This window comes from Variovorax boronicumulans NBRC 103145, from assembly GCF_001591345.1.
Classification (GTDB): domain Bacteria; phylum Pseudomonadota; class Gammaproteobacteria; order Burkholderiales; family Burkholderiaceae_C; genus Variovorax; species Variovorax boronicumulans.
The window spans coordinates 62016-84742 of record NZ_BCUS01000002.1 but is presented as its reverse complement, the minus strand read 5'-3'; the positions used below and the strand labels follow the sequence as shown (position 1 = coordinate 84742).

General features: G+C 65.0%; 20 protein-coding genes and 1 tRNA gene. 9 read left to right on the top strand and 12 right to left on the bottom strand.

Features of this window, described 5'->3' with window-relative positions; translation table 11 throughout:
- Nucleotides 1–21 precede the first annotated feature (21 nt).
- From VBO01S_RS01220 to flgB, 5 genes are all read right to left on the bottom strand, one after another.
- The gene (locus VBO01S_RS01220; RefSeq protein WP_062469242.1) at nucleotides 22–768 is read right to left on the bottom strand and encodes a flagellar basal body rod protein FlgF; all 747 of its coding nucleotides are present in this window, start codon (nucleotides 766–768) and stop codon (nucleotides 22–24) included.
- 13 nt (nucleotides 769–781) lie between these two features.
- Entirely contained in the window at nucleotides 782–1996 is a 1215-nt protein-coding gene (flgE, locus tag VBO01S_RS01215) for a flagellar hook protein FlgE (protein ID WP_062469239.1), read from the bottom strand.
- An 82-nt stretch (nucleotides 1997–2078) separates the two neighbouring features.
- The gene (locus VBO01S_RS01210; RefSeq protein ID WP_062469236.1) at nucleotides 2079–2765 is read right to left on the bottom strand and encodes a flagellar hook assembly protein FlgD; all 687 of its coding nucleotides are present in this window, start codon (nucleotides 2763–2765) and stop codon (nucleotides 2079–2081) included.
- Between the two features lie 44 nt (nucleotides 2766–2809).
- Nucleotides 2810–3205 carry a flagellar basal body rod protein FlgC gene (flgC, locus tag VBO01S_RS01205; protein ID WP_062469232.1) on the bottom strand — a complete coding sequence of 132 codons (396 nt, stop codon included), beginning with the start codon at nucleotides 3203–3205 and terminating at the stop codon, nucleotides 2810–2812.
- Nucleotides 3202–3609 (bottom strand): flagellar basal body rod protein FlgB, encoded by a 408-nt coding sequence (gene flgB, locus VBO01S_RS01200; protein ID WP_062469229.1) that lies wholly within the window; start codon nucleotides 3607–3609, stop codon nucleotides 3202–3204. Before flgB ends, flgC begins: the two co-directional genes overlap by 4 nt.
- 221 nt (nucleotides 3610–3830) lie before the next feature.
- On the opposite strand from flgB, the gene flgA reads away from it, so the two are divergent.
- The 6 genes from flgA (at nucleotide 3831) to VBO01S_RS01170 (ending at nucleotide 10361) form a co-directional block, all read left to right on the top strand.
- A complete protein-coding gene (gene flgA / locus VBO01S_RS01195; RefSeq protein ID WP_062469226.1) occupies nucleotides 3831–4529 on the top strand; it encodes a flagellar basal body P-ring formation chaperone FlgA in 699 nt (232 codons plus the stop codon).
- A 96-nt stretch (nucleotides 4530–4625) separates the two neighbouring features.
- Entirely contained in the window at nucleotides 4626–4922 is a 297-nt protein-coding gene (gene flgM / locus VBO01S_RS01190; RefSeq protein WP_062469223.1) for a flagellar biosynthesis anti-sigma factor FlgM, read from the top strand.
- Complete coding sequence (locus VBO01S_RS01185; protein ID WP_255221026.1) at nucleotides 4919–5374, top strand: flagella synthesis protein FlgN; 456 nt, start codon at nucleotides 4919–4921, stop codon at nucleotides 5372–5374. The genes flgM and VBO01S_RS01185 overlap by 4 nt, the downstream gene beginning before the upstream one ends.
- Before the next feature lie 10 nt (nucleotides 5375–5384).
- On the top strand, nucleotides 5385–5819 hold the full coding sequence (locus VBO01S_RS01180) for a YadA-like family protein (protein ID WP_062469221.1): 435 nt from the start codon (nucleotides 5385–5387) through the stop codon (nucleotides 5817–5819).
- A gap of 123 nt (nucleotides 5820–5942) precedes the next feature.
- A complete protein-coding gene (locus VBO01S_RS01175; RefSeq protein ID WP_062469218.1) occupies nucleotides 5943–6776 on the top strand; it encodes a response regulator transcription factor in 834 nt (277 codons plus the stop codon).
- Nucleotides 6777–7346: 570 nt separating this feature from the next.
- Nucleotides 7347–10361: a transglycosylase domain-containing protein gene (locus tag VBO01S_RS01170; protein ID WP_062469215.1), complete on the top strand. Its 3015-nt coding sequence runs from the start codon at nucleotides 7347–7349 to the stop codon at nucleotides 10359–10361.
- Between the two features lie 187 nt (nucleotides 10362–10548).
- Here VBO01S_RS01170 and VBO01S_RS32175 read toward each other — a convergent pair whose 3' ends face one another.
- Entirely contained in the window at nucleotides 10549–10797 is a 249-nt protein-coding gene (locus tag VBO01S_RS32175) for a hypothetical protein (protein WP_157627250.1), read from the bottom strand.
- 205 nt (nucleotides 10798–11002) lie between these two features.
- On the opposite strand from VBO01S_RS32175, the gene VBO01S_RS01165 reads away from it, so the two are divergent.
- Both VBO01S_RS01165 and VBO01S_RS32170 read left to right on the top strand, forming a co-directional pair.
- A tRNA-OTHER gene (locus VBO01S_RS01165) sits at nucleotides 11003–11073 on the top strand.
- A 45-nt stretch (nucleotides 11074–11118) separates the two neighbouring features.
- A complete protein-coding gene (locus VBO01S_RS32170) occupies nucleotides 11119–11862 on the top strand; it encodes a hypothetical protein (RefSeq protein WP_157627249.1) in 744 nt (247 codons plus the stop codon).
- A 110-nt stretch (nucleotides 11863–11972) separates the two neighbouring features.
- Here VBO01S_RS32170 and iteS read toward each other — a convergent pair whose 3' ends face one another.
- The gene (gene iteS / locus VBO01S_RS01155) at nucleotides 11973–14261 is read right to left on the bottom strand and encodes a S8 family anti-phage peptidase IteS (protein ID WP_062469208.1); all 2289 of its coding nucleotides are present in this window, start codon (nucleotides 14259–14261) and stop codon (nucleotides 11973–11975) included.
- Complete coding sequence (gene iteA / locus VBO01S_RS01150; RefSeq protein WP_062469205.1) at nucleotides 14197–15387, bottom strand: anti-phage ATPase IteA; 1191 nt, start codon at nucleotides 15385–15387, stop codon at nucleotides 14197–14199. Before iteA ends, iteS begins: the two co-directional genes overlap by 65 nt.
- Before the next feature lie 599 nt (nucleotides 15388–15986).
- On the opposite strand from iteA, the gene VBO01S_RS01145 reads away from it, so the two are divergent.
- On the top strand, nucleotides 15987–16949 hold the full coding sequence (locus tag VBO01S_RS01145; RefSeq protein ID WP_062469202.1) for an SH3 domain-containing protein: 963 nt from the start codon (nucleotides 15987–15989) through the stop codon (nucleotides 16947–16949).
- Nucleotides 16950–17553: 604 nt separating this feature from the next.
- Here the strand turns inward: VBO01S_RS01145 and VBO01S_RS01140 are convergent.
- The 4 genes from VBO01S_RS01140 to VBO01S_RS01125 form a co-directional block, all read right to left on the bottom strand.
- Complete coding sequence (locus VBO01S_RS01140) at nucleotides 17554–17799, bottom strand: helix-turn-helix transcriptional regulator (protein ID WP_062469200.1); 246 nt, start codon at nucleotides 17797–17799, stop codon at nucleotides 17554–17556.
- Between the two features lie 364 nt (nucleotides 17800–18163).
- Nucleotides 18164–20908, bottom strand: a complete 2745-nt coding sequence (locus tag VBO01S_RS01135) for a lytic transglycosylase domain-containing protein (protein ID WP_062469197.1) — start codon at nucleotides 20906–20908, stop codon at nucleotides 18164–18166.
- A complete protein-coding gene (locus VBO01S_RS01130) occupies nucleotides 20908–22380 on the bottom strand; it encodes a hypothetical protein (protein ID WP_062469194.1) in 1473 nt (490 codons plus the stop codon). The genes VBO01S_RS01135 and VBO01S_RS01130 overlap by 1 nt, the downstream gene beginning before the upstream one ends.
- Before the next feature lie 7 nt (nucleotides 22381–22387).
- Nucleotides 22388–22723 (bottom strand): hypothetical protein, encoded by a 336-nt coding sequence (locus VBO01S_RS01125; RefSeq protein WP_062469192.1) that lies wholly within the window; start codon nucleotides 22721–22723, stop codon nucleotides 22388–22390.
- Between the last annotated feature and the right edge of the window lie 4 nt (nucleotides 22724–22727).

Below are 22727 nucleotides of genomic sequence, written 5' to 3'. Positions count from 1 at the left end.
AAAGGAGTTCCTGGAAGAGGGTCAGCCGTAGGCCAGCAGCTTGTTGGCGGTCTGCGCGTTGATGTCGGCGGTCTGCAGCGACTTCATCTGCATCTCGAAGCTGCGGGCGTTGGCGATCATGGCCACCATGGCATCGACCGGCTGCACGTTGCTGCCCTCGATGGCGCCGGAGATGAGCGTGACGGCCTCGTCGGCCTCGGCCGGCGGCAGGTCGGCGCGCATGCGGAACAGGCCGTCGTCGCCGCGCACGAGGTCGGTCGTCGGCGGATTGACCAGCTTGAGCCGGCCCACCTCGGCGATGCCGGTGAGCGTGGTCGAAGCCGCGTCGCGCGAACCCACGAGGCCGTTGGACGCAATGCTCACGGCCGAACCCGGCGGCACGGTGAGCGCGCCGTTGTCGCCCACCACGGGGCGCCCGCCCATCGTCGTGAGCTGGCCGTCGGCGCCGATCTGCAGGTTGCCGACGCGCGTGTAGGCCTCGCCGCCGTCGGCCGCCTGCACCACCAGCCAGCCCTGGCCGCCCACGGCCACGTCGAGCGCGCGGCCGGTCTGCGTGAGCGGGCCGTGGGTGAAGTCGGCGCCGGGCGTGGTCGCGGCGACGAAGGCGCGCGTGGGCGCTTCTTCGCCGACCACGGGCACGGCGCGGAAGGTCGCGATCTGCGCGCGGAAACCCGGCGTCGAGACGTTCGCCATGTTGTTGGCGACCACGGCCTGCTGCTCCATGGCCTGCTTGGCGCCGCTCATGGCGACATACAGCATTCGATCCACGAAGTGCTCCTGCTCAGCGGATGTTCATGAGCGTCTGCATGACCTGGTCCTGCGTCTTCACGGTCTGCGCGTTGGCCTGGTAGTTGCGCTGCGCGACGATGAGGTTCACCAGCTCGGAGGTCAGGTCGACGTTGGACGACTCCAGCGCGCCCGAGGCCAGCGAGCCGGCCTTGGTGCCTTCGCCCGGCGTGCCGGTGAGCGCGTTGCCCGAGGCCTGCGTCTCGGCCCACACGTTGTTGCCCTTGGGCTCCAGGCCGTTCGGGTTGGCGAACGACGACAGCACGACCTGGCCCAGCAGGCGCGTCTGCTCGTTGGAGAACTTGCCGGTGATGGTGCCGTCGGGGTTGATCGAGAACGCGGTGAGTTCGCCCGACTTGTAGCCGTCCTGGCCCAGCTTGCTCATGCCGTTGGCGCTGCCGAACTGCGTGGTGCCCGTGAGGTCGACCGAGGCGGTGAGCGGCGAGGCGCCGTTGGTGAAGGTGAGCGGCCCGATGTTGAACGCGCCCGAAGCCGGCGCGGTCATGACGCCCTTGGCGTCGAACGTGACGTTGGACAGCGCGGCGCCGCCGTTCAGCGGCGCGCCGTCAGAGGTGCCGTACACCTTCCAGGTGTTGGCCGCGGTCTTCACGAAGTACACGGCCACGTCATGCGGGTTGCCCAGCGAGTCGTAGATGGGCCCGATGGCGTTCGGGTAGTTGTAGGTGGCCGCGTCGGTGGGGTTGAACGGCGTCTTGGTGGGCACCGTGCTGCGCGCGTCGAGGTTGAACTGCGCGTCGATGTTGGCCGTGGGCTTGGGCGGCATCATGCCGCCCTGCACCTGGATCGGCCCCGGCGTGCCGCCGCTGATGCCACCGCTGGCGTTGGCGCCGTAGCCGGTGAGCTGCAGGCCCTGCGCGTTGACGATGTAGCCGTCCTTGTCGCGCGTGAACTGGCCGTTGCGCGAGTAGAAGACCTCGCCGCTGGGGCTGGCCAGGCGAAAGAAGCCGTCGCCGTTGAGGATGGCCACGTCCAGCGGGCGCGTGCTCGACTGCGTCACGCCCTGCGTGAAGTTCTGCGTCACGCCCGACACCGAGGCGCCCAGGCCCACGCGCGAGCCGGCGTACACGTCCTGGAAGGTGGCGGCGGCCGACTTGTAGCCCACCGTGCCCGAGTTGGCGATGTTGTTGCCGATGACGTCGAGGTTGGCCGCGGCCACGCCGAGTCCGCTGATGCCTTGGGAGAAACTCATGAGGGGGTCCTTGTTCGGTGCGAGGAAGAAGAGTGCGAAGGGCGCGGCCCGCACGGGCCACGCCGAAGACGAAGACGAAAGCTCAGAGGAACAGGCGCACGTCGCCCAGCCCGATGCTGGCGCCCGAGGCCAGCTCCAGCGTGACGCCGCCGGCGCCCTGCTTCACGGCGGCCACCTGCGAGAAGGTGAGCGCGGTGGCCTTCACCGTCGTGCCGTTGTTGCTGGCATCGACCGTGAAGCGGTAGGCGCCCGGCGGCACGACCACGCCCAGGTCGTCCTTGCCGTCCCAGGTGACGGCGTTGACGCCTTCCTTCATGGCGCCCGCGTCGAGCGTGCGGATCACCTTGCCGGTGCTGTCGACAATCTTGATCTCGACGTCGGCGGCGGTGCCCGGCAGCTGCACGGCGAAGGCCTGCGTGGCGGGGTCCTTGCCGTCCTCGGGCTTCTTGGTGGTGAGCACGTCGCCGGGCGACAGCACGTTGTAGCCGATGAGCGAGGTGGCCTGCAGCAGCTGGTTGGCACCGGTCTGGTTGACGAGGCCCGAGAGCGTGGCGTTGAGCTTCTCGATGCCGCTCACGGTGCTCATCTGCGCGAGCTGCGAGGTGAGCTCGGCGTTCTGCATCGGGTTGAGCGGGTCCTGGTTGTTCAGCTGCGTGACGAGCAGCTTGAGAAAGCGCTGCTCGCTGTCGGCGCTGGACACGTTGTTGTTGCTGTTCGCCGCCGTGGGCGCGTTCAGCCCGCTGATGGACGAGGTGTCGGAAAGGGCCATGGGATCGGGGTTCTTCCTGCGGGAGGCGCGTGGGCGTGCGTGGGTTACTGGCCGATGGTCAGCGTCTTGACCATCAGCGTCTTGGCCGTGTTGAGCACCTCGACGTTGGCCTGGTAGCTGCGCGAGGCCGAGATCATGTTTGTCATCTCCTCGACCACGTTGACGTTGGGCATCGCCACGTAGCCCTCGGCGTTGGCGTGCGGGCTCTTGGGGTCGAACACCAGCTTGGCGGGCGACGGGTCTTCGATGACACCCGCCACCTTGACGCCGCCGATGTCGCGGCGACCCGAAGCCGCCACCTCGAACACCACCTGCTTGGCGCGGTAGGGCTGGCCGTCGGGGCCGGCCACGCTCTCGGCATTGGCGAGGTTGCTCGCGGTCACGTTCATGCGCTGCGATTGCGCGGTCATGGCGGAGCCCGCCACGTCGAAGATGTTCATGGCTGTACCGCCGACAGGAGCGACTTGATCTTGGCGTTGATGAGGGTCAGGTTCGACTCGTAGCGCAGCGCGTTGTCGGCGAAGGCGACGCGTTCGACGTCCATCTCGACCGTGTTGCCGTCGAGGCTGGACTGGTGCGGCACGCGGTACAGCAGGTCGTCGCCGGCCGTGGCCTGCGCCTGGCCCGCGAGGTGGCGCGACGAGGTGGTGGCCATCGACACCGACGATGCGGCGCGGCCGCGCTCGACGGCCTCGCTCAGGCGCGCGCCGAAGTCGAAGTCGCGCGCCTTGTAGTTCGGCGTGTCGGCATGGGCGATGTTGGCCGCGAGCACCTCCTGGCGCTGGGCCCGGAGATGGAGCGCTTCGCGGTGGAAGCGAAACGCCGCATCCAGCTTGTCGATCATCTTTGTTCCATCTGTTGAGGCGTCGCCAGTGCACGGGGCGCAGCGACCGATGGAAAGCAAGTCTATGCATGCGGCGCGTTGGCAATCGTCCGAACAAAGGGGGGTTTCGCCTGCTGCTCGCACCTTCGCCGGCGGGGTGAATTCATAAGAATCCAGGGGCGCCGGTTGCGGCTTTCCTGCACCGGCGACCTCATTTTTCTGGCCCTCTTCTTTCGCTTTCGATGACCCTCTCGCCGCTTCGCCAACACCTGCTGCGCACTGCCTGCGCGATGGGGCTGTCGTGCGCGGTGTCGACCGGTGCGATCGCAGGCGACACGGCTGCGAAGGCGGTCGAGACCTACCTCCAGGTGCAGAGCGCCGGCCTGCCGGGCAAGGTGACGGCCAGCCTCGAAGGGCGCGGCACCGATGCCCTGCCCCCGTGCGAAGCCCCCGAGGTGTTCCTGCCGCCGGGCGTCACGCCGTGGGGCCGCCTCTCGGTGGGCGTGCGTTGCCATGCCGAGCGGCCGTGGACGCGCTTCGTGCAGGCGCGTGTCGCGGTCGAGGGCCGCTACCTGGTGGCCGCGCGCGCCATCGACGCGGGCCGGGCACTGGGCGCGGGCGACGTGGTCGAGCGCACCGGCGACCTCACGCGGCTGCCGCGCTCGGTGGTCACCAGCGCGGCCGAACTGGTCGGGGTGGTGAGCGCCAACCGCGTCGCGCCCGGCGCCCCGATCCGCAAGGAGCTGCTGCGCGGCGTCGCCGTGATCCAGCAGGGCCAGGCCGTGAAGGTGGTGGCGCAGGGACCGGGCTTTGTCGTCAGCACCGAGGCCAAGGCCCTGAGCGGCGCCGCGGTGGGCGCGGTGGTGCAGGCCAGGACGCTGGACGGCCGGGTGATCCGGGGCGTGGCCGACGAGGAAGGACAGGTCCGGCTGGTGCAGTAGCGGCCGCCGCGTTGGCGCAGGCTTCACTTCATGCACGCCCTTCCTAAAGTTCTTGCACCGGCTGCCGATATACGGGTTAGCCCCTGAGGAATCACCTTGAAAATCGATCCCACCGCCCCTTCGGCCACGCCCCTGCACCGCACGCCCGCGCCGGGCGCACCGGCTCCGTCGACGTCCGCCGAGTCCGTGCAGCGCCCGAAGGAAGCGGCGCCCGTTTCCGCGCTCGTCCATGCGATGCCCGCCGCCGGGGGGGGCAGCGATTTCGACGCCGCGCGCGTGGCCGCGATCCGCGAGGACATCCGCGCCGGCCGCTACGAGATCCGCCCCGAGCGCATCGCCGACGGCCTGCTGGCCAGCGTGCGCGAGCTGCTCGCACCGAAGGGCGAGGCATGAGCACCTTGCTGGCGCACCTGCGCGCGGAAGCGGGCTGCATCGAGGAATTTCTCGCGGTGCTGGACGAAGAGGCGCAGGCCATGTCGGACAGCGTCTTCGACGCACTGAACGGCATCGCCGGCCGCAAGACCGCGCTGCTGGACCGCATGGCCGAACTCGACCGGCAGCGTGAATCGCTGCAGGCGGCGCTGGGCTTCGGGCCCGGCCGCGCGGGTGCGGATGCCGCCGCTGCAGCGGGCGGTGCGCCGACGCGCCAGGCCTGGAGCGAACTGCTCGCGCTCGCCGAAGACGCGCGCAACCGCAACCTGCACAACGGCACGCTGGTGTACGCGCACCTGGACTTCACGCAGCAGGCGCTGCACTTCCTGCAGGCCCGCGCCCAACCCTTCTACGGCCCCGACGGCGTGCGCAAGACGCAACCCGGCGCCGGCACCCGGCTGGCCGCCGGCTGAAACAGCAGCCGTGAACGCATCCGCACGCTTCGCCCCCCGACGCACCGCGATCCTGCGGGTGCTGATGCTGTGGCTCGCGTGCGCCGGCGCCCATGCCTTCGAACTGGCACCCGCCGTGCGCCCGGACGACGCCATCAACCTGGGCCAGCTGCACCCGGTGCGCGCGGCCGTCGGCGAAACGGCGCGCATCGCCTACTCGGGCGCGGCCATGGCCATTGCCATGTCGGCCGCCTACGTGCCGACGTACCGGCCGGGCGAACAGTCGATCGGCCTGGCCTTCGGCAGCTACCGGGGCTATTCGGCCGCGGCGCTGGGCTTCAAGCGCAGCTCGGACGACGGCGACATGGCCTGGGGCATGGGTGTGTCCAGCACGGGCCGGGACTGGGGCTTCAACGCGGGCATCGGCTGGAAGCTGCCGCGCAGCACGGCCGCCGCCCGCCCCTGAGCCCACGCCATCGCCCCGGGACGCCCTTCACCACCTTCGCATGGATGCCACCGACATGAAGACCTCTCCTGCCACGCCAACGCCCCGCCACGAGAAGGTCGCACGCCGGGGAGCCCGCGCGTGATGGCCGCGCAGCAGGGCGCGCGCCGCATCGCGATGGTGGGCTGCGACGAGGCGCAGCAGGCCGGCTGGGGCAACCGCCTGCGCCTGATGGGCTGCGATCCCGTGTGCTTCGACGACAGCACGGACTTCCTGCTGGCGATCACCCAGGGCCTGCAGTTCGGCCTGCTGCTGGTGGTGCTGAAGGACGAAGGCGCCTGGCCGATCCTCACGGCGATGTGCCGCGCGCTGCGCATTCCCATTTTTCTGGTGGCACGCGCCTCGCAGCGCGACCTGCTGGTCGACGTGCTGTCGGCCGCGGGCGGCGAGACGCAGGGCGCGAGCATCGACTTCGCGGTGCTGCCCGTCGACGAGTTCGAGGTGGAGTTGCGCGTGCGCGAATCGCTGCGGCGCAACCGCACGCTGCTGCAGCCGCACGCCACGGCCGCGTGCTTCGGCGACTACCAGTTCCTGGGCGAGCGCCGCGTGGTGGTGTGCCACGGCACCGAGGTGCGCCTGAAGCCGCGCGAGTTCGAACTGGCGCTGCTGCTGTTTCGCAACGCCGGCCGGCTGCTGGAGCGCGACTGGCTGCTGGCCTCGCTGTGGGTGGATGCGCGCATCGAACGCACGAGCCGCACGCTGGACTGCTGCGTGGCCAGCATCCGTCGCAAGCTGTCGCTGCACAAGGGCGGCGAGTTCGTGCTGGTCTCGGTGTATGGGCGCGGCTACGAACTGCGGCACATGGCGCCGGCCGCGCGGCGCGCGTCGGAGGTCGACGAGGCGCCGCTGATCGACACCGCGGACTTCCCCGACACCTCGAACGAGCCGGTGTGGCTCGGCGAAAGCGCGCGGGCCTGAGCATGCGCCCGCGCGACGAAAAAACCGTGACGACCTCCGGCCTCGAGGAACCACCCCGAAGGGCGGGTGCCGAAGCGTCCTCTACCAACGCCAGAAGACCGTCGCCGCCAGTATCCGCGCCTTACCTGAAGACAGGCTGAAGCCCCGCACAAAACCCTTCTGCTTCCGCACTCAGCCGCCAGTCAGCGAACGCACGTTCAATGGCGGGCACATCGTGAGGGGGAGATTCATTGCAGGACACCATGAGACTACTCGCAGAGGCATCGCTGATTCTTGCCCTGGCCATCGTCCTCGGCGGGTTGGTGCTCGGGCTGCTGGCGGGCCCGCAGGATTCCGACGACTAGTGGGGTGTCCGGGGTCGTGAAGGGTTAGCAGGTCAGTTCGCCCTGAGATAGATCCGCACGTCCGTGCAGATCGACATGCGCCATGTGTGTCGAGGTACCTCTTCTGCCGCGCGGCGGGAGGGCATGACTCCGGCCGATTGCGTCGTCGCACGCATGCCAAATCGCCTCAAAAAGCGCATCATCGTCACTGACGAACCCATGGTGTGGACTGTTCGCGAGGCAGAGCATGACTTGGTTCAAGAAGCTTGTCTGGATCGGCGCGGGACTCGCCGTGGGAGGCGGGCTTGCCCTGTTCGTGCTGGACGAATTGAAGACGTCCCGGCTGCAATCGGCCCTGTGGCGCGACCTGGCCGAGGGCGCCCGCTTCAGCGTCGAAGACGGTGCCAGCGACGCCATCCGCTTTCCCCGGACCGGGCCCTACGACGAGCGGCTGGGCTACCACCAGCTGCCGGGCTACATCGACCGCCTGGCGCCGCAGGGCTATGTCGTCACCCGCCAGGCCCGCATGTCGCCGCGGCTGATCGAACTGCAGGACTACGGGCTCTTCGCGCCCTACCGCGAGAAAAACCAGGCCGGCCTGACCGTGCGCGACTGCCGGGACACGGCGCTGCTGCACACCCGCGTGCCCAAGCGCGCCTACGAGCGCTTTGAGGAGGTGCCGCCGCTGCTGGTGAGCGCCCTGCTGTTCGTCGAGGACCGCCACCTGCTGGACGCGCAGCCGCTGCAGCGCAACCCCGCGATCGATCCGGAACGCTTCGCGAAGGCGGCGCTCGAGCAGGCGCTGCGCGCGGTCGGCCTGGGCCAGACGGCGACGGGCGGCAGCACGCTGGCCACCCAGCTCGAGAAGTACCGCCATTCGCCGCAGGGCCGCACCGGGTCGGTCGGCGACAAGTTGCGCCAGATGGCGTCGGCCTCGCTGCGCGCCTACCAGGACGGCGACGACACGCAGGCGCGGCGCCGCCAGATCGTCGTCGACTACCTCGACACCGTGCCGCTGGCCGCGCGACCGGGCATGGGCGAGGTGCACGGCCTGGGCGACGGCCTGTGGGCCTGGTACGGGCGCGACTTCGGTGAAATCAACCGCCTGCTCGCCGACCAGGCGGAAGAGGCGGCAGCGCCCACGGACGAGGCGCTGCGGCAACAGGCCGAGGCCTTCAAACAGGCGCTGTCGCTGATGATCGCGCAGCGCCGCCCGTCGCAGCACCTGCTCGGCGACGGCGCCAGCTTGGCGCGGCTGACCGACAGCTACCTGCGGCTGATGGCCGAGGCCGGCCTGATCTCGCCCACGCTGCGCGACGCGGCGCTGCCGCTGTCCTTGCACCTGCAGCCGCCGCTGCCGCCGACGCCCCGGCCCGACTTCGTGCAGCGCAAGGCCGCGACCGCGCTGCGCACCCACATCGGCACGCTGCTCGACGTGCCGCGGGCCTACGACCTGGAGCGCCTCGATCTCGAGGCCGAGACCAGCCTGGACGGTGAAGCACAGGCGCTCGTGGCGCGCGTGCTGGCCGGCCTGCGCACGCCCGCCGCGACGAAGGCCGCGGGGCTGGTGGGCTCCCACATGCTCGACCCGGGCGCCGACCCCAGCCCGCTGATCTACAGCTTCACGCTGTTCGAGCGCAGCGCCGGGAGCAACCTGCTGCGTATCCAGGCCGACAACATCGACCAGCCGTTCGACGTGAACCAGGGCGCGCGGCTGGACCTGGGCTCGACCGCCAAGCTGCGCACCCTGGTGAGCTACTTGGAGCTCGTGGCCGAGCTGCACGCGGGCTGGGTCGACCTGAGCCCGGCCCAGCTGTCGGCACTGGCGCCGAACCCGCGCGACCCGCTGGGCATGTGGGCCCGGCAGTACCTCCTGCGCGCCAAGGATCGGCGTCTTGCGCCGATGCTGGAGGCGGCGATGGAGCGCAAGTACTCGGCGAACCCGGGCGAGGCCTTCTTCACCGGCGGCGGCCTGCACCAGTTCGAGAACTTCGAACGCTCGCGCAACAGCAGTTCGATGACCGTGCGCGAAGGCTTCAAGCATTCGGTCAACCTGGTGTTCATCCGCCTGATGCGCGACCTGGTGCGCCACCGCATGTTCGGTGGCGCGTCGGGCGCCGAGCGCCTACTGAAGGACCCTGCCGACCCGGGCCGGCGCGAACTGCTCGCGCGCTTTGCCGACCGCGAAGGTTCGGCCTTCCTCACCCGCTTCCATCGCAAGTACCAGCACCTGCCGGCCGCGGACGCCGAGGCGCTGTTGCTGCGCGGCCTGAGGCCGTCGGCACCGCGCCTGGCGAGCGTGCTCTTCACCATCGAGCCCGAGGCCGACGACGCACGGCTCGACGCGCTCCTGGTGCAGCGGCTGGGCCGCGGCGCCGACTCGCCGCGCGCATTGGGGGCGCTGCGCCGCACCTGCGCCGGCCTGTCGCTGGCCGATCGCGGGTATGTCGCGCGCGTGCATCCGCTGGAGCTCTGGCTGGTCGGCTACCTGCGGCGTCACCCCGGCGCCTCGCTGACCGAGGTGCTGGACGCAAGCGTGCGCGAACGCCAGGAGGTCTACGCCTGGCTCTTCAAGACGCGCCACAAGAGCGCGCAGGACAGGCGCCTGCGCGAGCTGATCGAACTCGACGCCTTTGCACAGATCCACCGCTCATGGCAGCGCGTGGGTTACCCGTTCGCGTCGCTGACGCCGTCGTATGCGAGCGCGATCGGCGCGTCGGGCGACCGGCCGGCCGCCCTGGCGGAGCTGATGGGCATCCTCGCGAACGACGGCGTGCGGCTGCCCACGCAACGGGTCGGCGCCTTGCACTTCGCGCGCGACACGCCCTACGAGACACGGCTGGAGCCGCGCCATGCGAGCGCACAGCAGGTGCTACCCGCCGAGGTGGCCGCCACGGTGCGCCGGGCCTTGGTCGAGGTGGTGAACGACGGCACTGCGCGGCGGCTGAAGGGCGCGCTGGTGGACGAGAGCGGCCGCGCCCTCGAGATCGGCGGCAAGACCGGCACCGGCGACCATCGCTACGAACAGACCGGCCGCGGCGGACGGGTAATTTCGCAGCGCAAGATCGACCGCTCGGCCACCTTCGTGTTCATGATCGGCGACCGCTACTTCGGCACGATCCTGGCCTACGTGCACGAGCCCCACGCCGCCCGTCATCGGTTCACGAGCGCGCTGCCGACGCAGCTGCTGAAGTCGCTGGGACCGCAGTTGCTGCCGGTGCTGCAGCGCAGGGGGTGCGGGGGGCCGCAGCGGGCGCCATGAGGCGCATGGGCGGCCCAAAGACAAAGCCCCTGTAGCAAGGCTGCTACAGGGGCTTGAATCTGGGGAGGGAGGCGGCAGCATTTCGGGCTGCACAGCGCATGAATGCTGCCGATCAAGAAATCAGCCCAGCGTCGATGCCCCCTACGATGCCCCCAAATCCGTTTGGCTGGCCGATTACGTGACCTCATCAGCAAGCAGCCCGGGTCATCGCCATCAGCAGGCTTTGCCCTGTTGTGTTCAGCACACACTTGAAGCCAAGAGCGGCATCAAGGCGCTGCTCGTACATGGGAAGAGCTGGCCGCTCGGCGCCACCGACGATCGCGCGGAGTTCGTAGTCAAGCGTCGCAAGATGATGCATTCGTGAGCCGACCGCCTGAACCAGTTGCGCCAGTGAGCAAAGATCATTGCCTTCAAGGCTGCATAGCGGCCAAAACACGCGATGCTCACTCCCTTGAAGACGCACGAGAGGGTCTACAGCGGGCGTCGAGACTTCGAGCGCCCAAGCCCCGAACAGCCGCCGACGCAGGCATCGCTGGGACAAGAACCGACTCGCCACCTGCTCCACCTTCGAGCTCAGCGCGGCACCTTGCAGTTCTAATCCGAAGTAGCGGTAGCAGTTAAAAACAGATACATTCAGTGACGGAGCTGTCGTCTAATTTGGCAAAGACGCGCCTTTCAAGGTGAGATCCTGGTTCGATTCCAGGTAGCTAGAGGGCATTTACCGAAGTGCCTTGTAGCTACCGGTGGAGGGGAATGTGTGACGATCAATAACAATGAGCGCCTGGCGGTTTTTCAAGCTCAAACAGAAAACGTGCGGGAACTAGAACGCGCTTGGAAACACACAAACCGCCAGTTGAATGATTCGATTCGCGCGAAGAATGTCCACGCAACTTCGATCAATACAAAATTTCTCGCACTGCTCTATTGCGCGCTGGCAGAAGCGACCTTCTCCAAACTCATTCATACACCGTATGGGTTAAATTTGGGACACATTAGCCAGATAAAGAAGGCGATTACTTCGAACGGAGTCAAAGCCGGATGGACCAAATGCGCGGAGCTCACACTGATGCTCGTAGTTTCGCCCAAGAGCAGCCATGTCCCTAATGTGCGTCAGAAGCTCAACACGTTGATTGATGAGTATATTTTTGACCCCAGCATGTTGCGCAACAAGCTCGCACACGGTCAATGGGTTATGGCGCTGAATCGCGAAAATACCGCGGAGAATCCGGCCATGACTCAAGCAATCAGCGGACTCGATGTGGTTGATCTATATCGAAAAAAAGACGCATTGGCGAGCCTTGCAAGCATCCTTGAGGACATGATTGAGTCACCAGATAACGCTCATTTCAAGTTTTATTGGGACCGCCTGATGAAAATCGAAGCCGATCAGATCGATAAGGCCAAGTGGACATTCGCGCAGAAAGAGGCTTCGCTCTTCGCGAAACGTTACCGCGAAATGCCCAGCGCGGGATCTCGCACGCCTCAAATGGTCAACGCATAGGAGCGCTTGCAGAGGGTCGTGAAGACCGGACGGCCTCCCATGATGCGGTAGCTCTGGTTTCCAGTGCTCACAGTTAGATTCCCTCGCCTTCTGATGCCAGCGGCTGCTCCCTAAATCCGCACAGGCACTCGCACGGGAACCGAATTGCTGATCCAGTTGGTGGCATTCAGTGCCCTTAGGCCGTCAGCATGGACGGACATGTCACCCGAGAGGCTGCGCAAGGTGCACACAATGTACGCTTGGATCGGCTGCGTCAGCGGCGGCTCGAAGGCGCGAAGGTAGGGACGGGCCTGTAGCGCCCATTCGCTGCCAGAAATCCCGCCAGGGAACGCCTTTCGATGGACCTTGACCGGAGCCCACTTGCCTCCATGTTCAATCTGCGCCGCTTCATAACCATCGGTGTAGTCCTCGCCCTTCATGGGGACCTTGCTGGTGATGTTGTCACCGGACAAAACACCAAAGCTCAATTCGACATTCGCACGGACATACTCCGCCCCCGCATTGGAGTCCAGGGGGGGCGCGTAGACACAGGTGATGATCACTTCACCGCGGAACTTGTCCTCGTGTATCAGTGAAGCGGGCAGCGGATAAGGCGACCTGCGCCAGCGCATACCGGGCACCAGACTTGTTTCAAATAGAAGGGTGAAGCTGTCTGGCGTGTCATACAGACAGTCCATGACATCCAACGGCAAACCGGTCCCGAAGTAGCGACGCTCGGCAGGCGAATAGGCGGTGGAGGACAGTTGTGCAGCATGAATCATCAACGCCTTAACCAACGAAGGCGTCGGTGTTCGCCCTGCGCCCGCCAACGATTGCCACACGTGAGCGGCCATGGTTGCAGCCACCGGTGCAGCAAAGCTCGTCCCGAAGCTGTGCCCCATGGTGTCGTTTGCTCTGAGAACAACCATGCTGGAGGAGCCTGTATTCCAAGGGGTGTGCACATTGCCACCCGCGTGGACGATGTCCGGTTTGGGCGTGAACACCGGCCCCGGGCCCCGGCGAGAATAGGCTGCAGGCTCACCCGCAGCATTCAGGGAGTCGGTCCCAGCAGCATGGCACACCGAGCCCACAGTCAACGCCCGTATCGATTCGGCAGGACTGCCGATCCTGTCCTGAAGGAGAGCCCCCGCCGGCCAAATCCGACGCGGTTGTTGAAGATAGTTTCCCGCAGCCACCACAAACAAGACGCCGTGTTGATCGCTCAGTCGATCCAGCGCCATCGCAAACTCGCTGAAGGACTGCTCGTCACAAGGCACAGGAACGCCCAGTGACAAGTTCCAAATCTTCACATCGGGCCGTTTCGGAATGGCTTCCTTCAGGCGCTCGATCAGGTCTGTAATATTCGCGCTTCCCGCTTCGAGACCACAGACGTCATAAACCAAGCTCCCGTACGCAGGCAGCTCGGGGTGGTTGGCATTCATCGTGTGAGAACTGGTCACCAATGAGGCCACATGGGTTCCGTGCTCATAGTCGGTATCCGGCGGGAGCACATAAGTGTCGAAGCCGTCGACCCACGGTTGAAGTTGCTGCGCTTGCGCGCTCACTCCAGTGTCAAACACGGCGACCGTCGGTAGACCATCTGGAGGAAGGCCTATCGCGGGCGACGGGCCGCTGACTCTGGACGGTGCTCCTGTACGCGTTGCTGAAGGCTCCGCAATAGGTTCTGGCGCGATTCGCCGAATCCCGGCCAGAAGCGACAAGCGATCTAAGACTTGATCTGACGCATCCTCCAGTCCTGCGAGTCGAAAGATGGACCATCCAAACGCAGCCGCATCTAGGTGCTGCACGTTCAGATGCAACCCACGAAGCTCATCGATAACAGCTTCTTCGACGGCCACATTCGCTTGGTCGTTTCCGTATCGAAAAAGGCGCACGATGGCTCGACCACGCGCGCGCAACGATTGACGTCCTGAAGGAACACGCCGTTCGGCCCCCCAAGGCTCGATCATCGTAATCGCGCTGAGGTTCGCACGAATTGCCTTCGTGTTGCGCCGAAGAACTACGTCGCGCAAGGTGGTGAGGCTACCGGCATGCGCGGCGACCAGCACTTCGTCTATTTGCTCATGCCCTGCAGGCAACAGGCCCGTCTCAGCGATCAGCTGAATCGGGCGGTGGCTCTTGGCAATGGCTTGCTGCCGAAGCCGAAGAATGAACGTTCCCAGCTTGTTTCGCGACGCCTGCACTTCGGCATGCATTTGGGCGGACGCTTGATCCAGCGATTGGACCAGTTGCAATCGATACCGGGCATCGACATCCACAAACTCAGTGGGCCCGTCCCCGCCGGGAGCCACACCCGTGAGATCCGTAGCTCGAAACTCAACTCTTTGAAACGGATTACTTGCGACGGGTTCGATTCGATTTGCGCCGCGACGCGGCGTCGCTTCCCTCCGAGTTGCCATCTGCCTTCTCCTTGGTGATATTTGTAATCTGCCGCGTCGAGGTATCGTAGAGATGAGCGAGCGCACGAAGCGTGAACACTTGCGGCTGCCATTGCCTCAGCCACTGCATCTCTTCTTCCTCCGTGCTCAGCGCAACGCCCTTTGCCAGCGCCATCGAAATGCCCAACCGACGGAACAGACCGGGAACATCGATCAATCCGGCATGTTTGAGAACCGCATCTCGCTTGCCATCCAGACTGACTTGCTCGATGAGTGCACCGGACGCGCCAAGGGAGGCTGCGACAAGCTCCTCGATGGCCTGCGGATCTGAAACCATGGTGCCCAAGAATCGCCCCCATAGGGCGCGTCGTGCGTCATCAGCAGGCAGCGGCATCGGCAGGTTAAAGCTGAAACGGCGCCAAACGGCTGCATCTAAGAGTCGCTCGTGGTTCGTTGCGGCAACCAGAACGGTAGACGCACTGAGCGCGTCCATGTTTTGAAGCAGCGCAATCACGACGCGCTGCAGTTCACCCACATCTCGCTCGTTGCCCCGAGCACCCGCAAGCGCGTCGAACTCATCCAAGAAAAGCACGCATGGCCGATGTTCCGCGTAGTCAAATACACGGCGAAGATTCCGACTGGTTTGCCCTAGCAGGCTGCTGACCAGCGTGTCGCAGCGCACCGTCAGCAGAGGAAGGTTCAATTGTGCGGCCAGCCACCTGACCAGTTGCGTTTTTCCGGTACCTGGCGGACCGTATACCAACATCCGATTGGGAAGCGCCGCGCCAACGCGTGCGAGTTGGTCATAGTGGCGCACGCCAGAAAGAAAGTCTTCAACCCGCCTTTCGAGCGCATTCGGAAGCACCAGATGAATATCTTCGCTACGAGGTTGACTGACATCCACGGTATGAAGCCTGCTTTCCCCATCGACAGGCAGGCTTGAGAAACTTACTCCCCTCTCTGCATCCTGGGCCGAAGCAACCGCAGCGGGCGCGCGAGCAAGCCGTTCTCGGATCATTCGCGCTTGCGCGCGGTCGCCTTGGTCATGAAGCTTGTCAGCCAAGAGGCCCGCGTAGCTCATCGCCAGGCTCGCATTCGACTTGAGCGCGCCGTCAAGAATTTTCAGGACTTCGGAGATGTGTTCCACATTGATGCTTCGCTAACGGTTCAGTGTACACGCCGTCACGAAAAATCACCGCATTGTTTCGTATCTTCATATCAAAAATCGAATTTTTCCCATCATGTTTCGAAAACCCCTCACTTAGTTTCGTAGCCAGACGCAACCGGCGGATTGGGGCGCCGACTATTTGAAGTTGAGGTTCATCGTTGCGGCAACAGCCGGCTCAGCAGTGGCGCCAAGTCTTCCAACCGCACCACGAGTCAGGTTCTTGAGAGCCCTTAGCTCTGCCAGGTCTTGTGTATGACCATGAGTCGCACCCTCCCAGCAACTCTGGGTGCTGCACCTTCCGCAGGCTCCGTAACACCATCACCTGCACGAAGCCGTCTCGCCCCCAGCGACACGAAACGTCGTGTCCCTTTGCGGCGGGCGCGCCGGCGTCTTTGGCAGTTGTGCCGCCGCCGCATCGCACCCGTCAGCTGCCACATCTCGCCGTGGCCGCCAAGGCCTTGGTAGTGCTTCGCCGGAGTGGCGTTGCTGGGCGTGATGGTGTCGAGGCAGAACGAGGCAAGCGAACCCTACTGAGGGCCCACCAATCGCAACTAACATCCTTGCAACGAGGAGAAGTTATGGATGACGCGAAAAATAGGCTGAACCTGCTGCTGACAAGTACCCCACTGGAAAAACTGATAACAAGTCAGCAGCGCGCGGCGGACCAGTTAAAGGCGATGAGTTCATTGGCAGAGCAATTCAAGACACCCACCGAACTCCAGCGCATGTTCCAGCAAACCGCGAGTGCACGGCGCATGCTTGTCGACGTCGCGTTTCCCTACCTGAACGCCAACAAGCTGCAGAACGTGGCTGCACTGGTCTCTCCGCCGGCCGCTAGGCTGATGCAGCTTGACTGGTACCGCTCCATGCTGGACATGCCGGGACGAGTGTCCAAAATTCTCGGAACTGAGAACGCAGACAACCCAATGAACCGATGGCTCGCAATCTCCGAAGCCATGGCGTCGAGTGGCGTTCTAAAGAGATCACAGTGGCCGGAACTGCAAGAGAGCATCAGTTCAGCAGCGGGCCAAATTCAAGATGACTCTTTCCGCGGGGCGGTGCAGGAAGCCAACGCGGAAGCTTCACATGCCGTTGCACAGGCGAATGGAACCGTCGAATTTGGACTTCGGAGCTTTTCCGAATTGCTTTTCCAAAAGGTAGACCCCCTCCAAGCGTTATCAATCCTTCTGATGATCGCCCTCTTCATGATCACCCCCTATTGGGATTTTTACGTCAAAGACAAACTCTCCAAGGTGAGTGCGAATGAAGATCGGCAAGCTCTTGCAAAGGATATTGCACGCGAAATCAAGAAGCTTGAGTTCCCTCCAGCGTATGCCGCCATGCGCAGGATCACCACGGAGGACCTAACTGTTCACTTGAATGGAAAGGTGCTTTCGCCTGTGGTTGGCCAACTTCCGGCGGGAGCCGTTGTCGAATTTGTGCAGTCTGCAGACGCGTGGACACAAGTCGTCTGGAGAGATTCAGAAGGCCTCGAGATGGCAGGTTGGGTGCTCACTCGCTACCTCATGAAACTGAAGTAGCCATCCCGTTGTCGCTGAACCGCTGCGTTTCAATGCCGCTTCCACTGCCATCCAACGGTGAGCCAGGCCCCGGCACCACGGGTGGCAGTGCAGGACTCGTGTTTTCGGCTACACCCGGCGTGCCCGCCACTTCCACCACAACCGCGGGCGGCGGCCCAGCGGGCACCGGAAGGATCGGAGCGACACCGGCGGGGTTCGGCGGTCGTAGCCCGCAGCTTCGCCATCGCATCCGCCATCGGTGCAACGCCGGGTTCATCGCGATGTTCCTTCGTCATGCCGGCGGTACGACCGCTCGCATGCCAAACATCCGCTCCTTCACCGGGGGGTAGCCCGGAAAGCACGAGTATTTTCGAGGCGTAGCCGCTGTAAACATACTAAGCGTGCCTCCGTGACCACGGCTTTGAAAGATGCGGCGTGCAGATGAGAAAACCTGAGATTCTTTGAGAATCTGCGCCGAACGTGAGACGAATTAATCCCCCCTGAGACGCTGCGCAAATCCATGAGAAAAGTTGAGACGGACTGAGACGTGGTGAGAAGGAGCGCGAATGGCAGGACCCCAAGGCCTCTTTCCGCCCTCGATCTGTGGTGCACACTGGATCGGTTGCTACCCGATGTGTGACTCCCACTCGATGAGCTCGGCCAGCAGCCAACGGCCATCGGCGCCGGGCTTGGGCAGGTCGCCGCGGCGCACGCGGTAGGTGATGGTGTGGCTGGTGACGCCCAGCCGCTCGCACATCTGTGTGCGGGTGAGCCGCGCGCCCGCGATGCGAGCGAGCGCCACGAGGGCATGCGTCACCGTGTCGAGGCGCTGGAGGATGGCTTGTTGCGCGTCCTGAAAGGACTCAGGCAACGCAGAAGCTCGGATTTCTTTGTGTTTCCGCATTTCACTCCTCTGAAGCTAGCCAGAAATACGGAATATGACCGATCTAGAGAAAACGCAGACGCCTCCGCGTCATGCTCCTAGAAGGTATCGCCAACAGCGACTTGGGGCCTTCTGCCCCTGGACGACATTCGCCATAGAACTTGAGGCTTCGATCGAATCCGCTCGGAAGGAGTCGCGCGGGGACCAACTGGATGCGCTGGCATCACACAGCGAGAACACAGTAGCGGCATCTAGAATCGGCCGATGACCTCGTCACTGTTCACTGAGTACCTGCTCTGGAAGGCCATCGGTCTTGCCGTGCTGGTGTTCGTGGTCAGCTTCTTCTACCGCGTCAGGACCGGTCGCTCGCTAACAGAGGACTTGAACGCAGCAGAAAAGGGACGGTCTGCGAGTCATGCCCCAGCAGTCCAGGACCACGGACCGACTGACTCAAGTAGTCAGCGATAGCGCGATCCAGCTCCGCAGGATCTGACAACAGGCCACCCAGCCGCCCAGCCTTCCCGCGCTTCGCTGACTCACGCAAAGCATCGAGCATGGGGCCAGTGAACTTCCCGACAAACGGCGTGCGACTGGCCAGAAGGTTCACGGCGCGGCTGTCGAGCATTCCGAGACCCAGCGCGTTCTGCACGTTCTGCGATGTGTTGGAGCCCGTGGCGCGACCCAGGTCCCTGGCATCCGATGCGCGCTTCAGGTCGACCCCCACGCCCGTCAGCCGGGCCCGCTCACCATCGTCGAAGAGGCCTCGCACCGCGCCGCCGTGCGCATTCAGCCAGTCGTTGAATGCTTTGCTCCGCAGCGTGCCGTCACCGGTCACGCGCCGCGATGCGTCAGTGGTCGCATAGCTCTTGAGTGAGTCAATTACTGGGGTGCCAAGCCGCATGCGCTTGAGGGCCTCGATGTCTTCCGACTGCGACAGCCGTGGCGAGAAGAACTTCGGCGCGAGCTCGCCGCCCTCAACCGCGTAGTTGCCGTCGCCGCCCTTGCGGAACATCCCAGCCTGCGGCCCGCGAGCGAAGCGATTCTGCTTGTCGGCGTGCAGGTCGATGGCCTTGCGCCACTGCGCCACGATGTCGGCGGGGAAGTTCTCCGCCGCATCGCCCTTGCCTGCGGCCACCAGATTGACCCGGTTATCGATGTCGGCTTTCATGCTTTCGAGCGCCGCGGCTTCCTTGTTCGCGCCTCTCATGCGCGCCTGCTCGGCGGCCTCCCCGATTGAGCTGCGAAGGTTCTGAACGGTCTGGAATGGCACAGTCTTTCGTACCGTGTCTGAGCCCGTCAGGCTGGTCCGGGGACGCATCTCTGTGCCCATGCCGGTAGCGGTGTCGATCGCTGACTGAGCCTTGCTACCGGTGCCGAACGTACCCGGCCCCAGAAACTTCGCCTTCGCGGCCTCCATCTCGGGCAACGGCAAATAGAACTGCGTGTCGTTAAGCGGGTCGACCGCATCGAAGGCCTGACGCACCGCTTTCGATGCGGCATTGCGTGCGTCAGCCGCGCGCGGTGCGATCGTGTTGCCGAAGTTTGTGCGCGCGGCGGGCAGATCTGCTGCCACAGAGGCCACGTCGTTGAGCACATTCAGCCGCGCCGCGTTCTGCGCCTGGTCACGCGCAATCAGCGCGGGGGCGCCGCCGGGCGTATTGCGCACCGTGCGCTCGAGCTGCGAGATCTCCGGGTTCTGCAGAATCTGCGAGACGGTCGGGCTTTCTCCCACGATGGCCGGCCCTTGCGCACGCAGCGCAGCCTGCACCTCGGCAATCTGTGCCGGCGTGGTGAACCCACCGACATCGAGAACACTTCGGGCTGCGGCGGTAGCCGGAGAGACGGCCAATGCGCGGTAGGCCCTGCCAGCGAGATCACCCGCCTTGTTGACGCCTTGAAGGGCTGGCGGAAGAACGCCGCCGATCATTGCTCCGACGGCAGCATCATCCGGATTCACCAGGCCCGCAGTTGCGCCTCCGGTTGCTGAGCCACCTGCGGCGCGCAGCGCTACATTCCCCACGCGCCCGGCCAGCGTCGCCGGCGCGAGCCCCGTGCGAAAGCCGCCCGTCGCCAGCGCATCGGCCAATGGTGCCAGCACAGGCGCGGCCGCACGTACTGGCGCAGCGATGACGCCGCCCGCAGGGAAGGTCGCCGCGATATTGCCGGCCAGGCGCCCTCCGGAGAACCAGGCGCTGGCGTTCTCGCGGTTGAAGTCCTCCAGCGACGCCGCGCGCACAGCGTTCTCACGCTCGGCCTGGCTCATCGGCTTCTCGCCCGTCACGAGGTTGGTCAAATTGGCCGCAGGCCGCTTGAGTCTCGGATCCATCAAGCCGTACGGGTCGTCGATACCCGCCCATATGTCGGCGCCGACCTTGGTGCCACGGTTGATGATCGTGTTCCCCAGGTCTGCGAAGCCGGAAGCAATGCCTTTCGCAATTGCAGGCATGTCCGGGTTGATGTCCAACGCGGCCAGCGTCGGCCCCACGAGCGGGAGCGCTGCTGTCTGCGCGCGGCGGCCAAAGCTGGTGGACGGCGCCGCGGTCGTCGCTCCAACTTCAGAGCGGGCTGCACGGGCGCGAGGTGCATCTGTCGGCACAGGTTGCGCGAACTTCGCGCCGAGCTCGGCCCAGGGATCGGACTCCTGCGTACTCCGCGTGGATCCCGGAGCGAACTGCGCGTTCAGCGTGGCCCAGTCATCGGAAGGCGCATCCTGCTGCGGCGCGCGTGCTTGCGGTTGTCCCATGGCGTTCGTCACCTTCGCGATGTAGTTGCGGGTCTCAGCCGGGGCGGCTTCGAATCCCTTGCGAGCCATGTTTCCTTGGCCCCAGTTGTAGCCGGCCAGCGCGCGTGGCAGATCGCCGCCGTACTGCTTGAGAAGATCCGCGTACATGCGCGCGGCGCCGGCGGCGGATTGCCCCAGGTCGCTAGGGTCGGCCACGCCGTACTGCTGCGCGGTCGCCGGCATGAACTGGAAGTGCCCCTCTGCGCCCTTCGGGGAGCGCATGTTGCGCCCGCGTCCGGACTCGGCCGACCAGACACTGTCTAGCAAGCCCGCCGGCAGGCCGTACTGCGACTCGAGCAGGTTGAACAGTTCCATCACCGACTCCAGCGCTGCAGGGCCGGATCGGCCCAGATCGAACCCTTGATCTTTCGCCACTCGCGATCCACGCGCGTCAGGTCGCCGGCCTTCTGCGCCAGCGGCAGAGCCGCTTCGTAGTACTGCGCGCGGCGCTGATCTTGGTTGGCTTGGGCCTGAGCAAGATCCAGAATGAAGTCGTTCGCCGACGGCGTGTTCTGCAGCGAAACGTAGGTCTGACTGATGCGCTTCGCATCACCTTCCGTCGCGGTCCCCTTCTGCTCGACCTGCTTCTTCATCAACCGGTCCATAGCCACCGACTGGAACTTCTGCGCGTTGGCGGCAAACATCTCGGCGCTCTTCGGCGCGATGCCCAGTCCGGCCAGCACGTTGGCCGCGGTCGCCTTCGCGTCCGCGCCCCATCCAGTTCTCAGGTCAATGGTGCGTAGCGCCTCAATGTTCGTCAGAGCGTCGGATGCAGCGTTTCCTGCATCGAGCGCGGGCTGATAGGCGTTCTTGATCCAGTTGTCGTTGAGCGCAATACCGGATTGCTGGGTCACCGGGTTGCGACCGGTCATGAACGGTCGCGGGGTGCCTGCGCTGCCGCCCAGTTCGCGCCCGATCAAGGGCGCCGCGCCGGCAGTAGGGCCAACGCCGGGACCTGCTTGCGGCAGCAAGCCGATGAGAGGACCGCCGCCGGAGGCGAGTACACCCTGCAAGCGCGTGCCGCTATACGTGTTGTTGTCCTCGCCGATATAGGCCTGAGGGTCAAGCGCCGCTTGGGTCAGTTGCCTCGATCGATCCGCCCCCACTGTGAAGGGATACTTGGCCGCCTCACTTGCCTGCGTCTCGAGGCCCTTGATGTTCGCGTTTGACGCGGCGTATCCCCTCGCAGTCGCGACTTCTCCATTCGGACCAATGGTCTGCCCTTCGCCTATTTTTGGCATGTACCGGATCTCGCCAGACCGAGGATCTTGATAGTAGTTTCCGGCCTCGCGCTTCACGCCATCAGTGGCGTACTTGTACATGTTGAACAAGCCATCGGCACCCTTGTATCCATACCCTTGGAGCGCGGTGATGTCGTCAAGCGAGAAGGGAAACGAGCCGCTAGACCCGACGTTCGGACGCGCACTACCAAGAGGCCCGCCAGGCAGGGCCGCCGCGGCGCTGGGCGCTTTCGTCCCCGTCCCGACAGACGGCACCGCGGCTGGTGCGTCTGCGCCTTGACCAGCCAAGCGGCCCGTCACTAGGGCGTTGATTGCCTGGTCGCGCTGCGCCTGTAGGTTGCGGGCGGCGATTTGCGCAGTGTTTTCGTCGATCTGCGAGCGCACGTATTGACGCCGCAGATCGGCATCTTTGCTCGATTGAGCGTACTGGACACCCTGTGCAATGCGCTGACCAAAGCTCATGGGCGTAGCGGACGGGCCACCGGCAGCGAGAAGGCCGAGCCCGAGCTGGGCGTCAGGCGTGTTCAGAAAGTCGAGAAGACTCATAGGTTCCTCAGTGAATAGCTTCATCGGGCTCTGCCCAAGGAAGAAGTTGCAGGCATGCCGCGATCTCCGGCACACTGATCCAAGTACCGCGCGCTGCGGGTAGGTCGAAGCTGAACATCTCCGGCCCGATCAATACCCGCGCCCGGCCCCCGGCGAGGAACGGCAGAAGGTGCGGCCTGAGGACGCCGGCTACGAGCTTGGCGTAGGCGACAAAGGCGTCGTGACGACGTGGGTCCGCAGGTACAAGGCCACCGATGGGATCGCTCCACTCGCTGTGGAATGCCGGGGCGTGCTGCTCCTGCGCGGACTCTGCAGAAGGCTGGATGGCGAAATAGCCGCCCATGGTG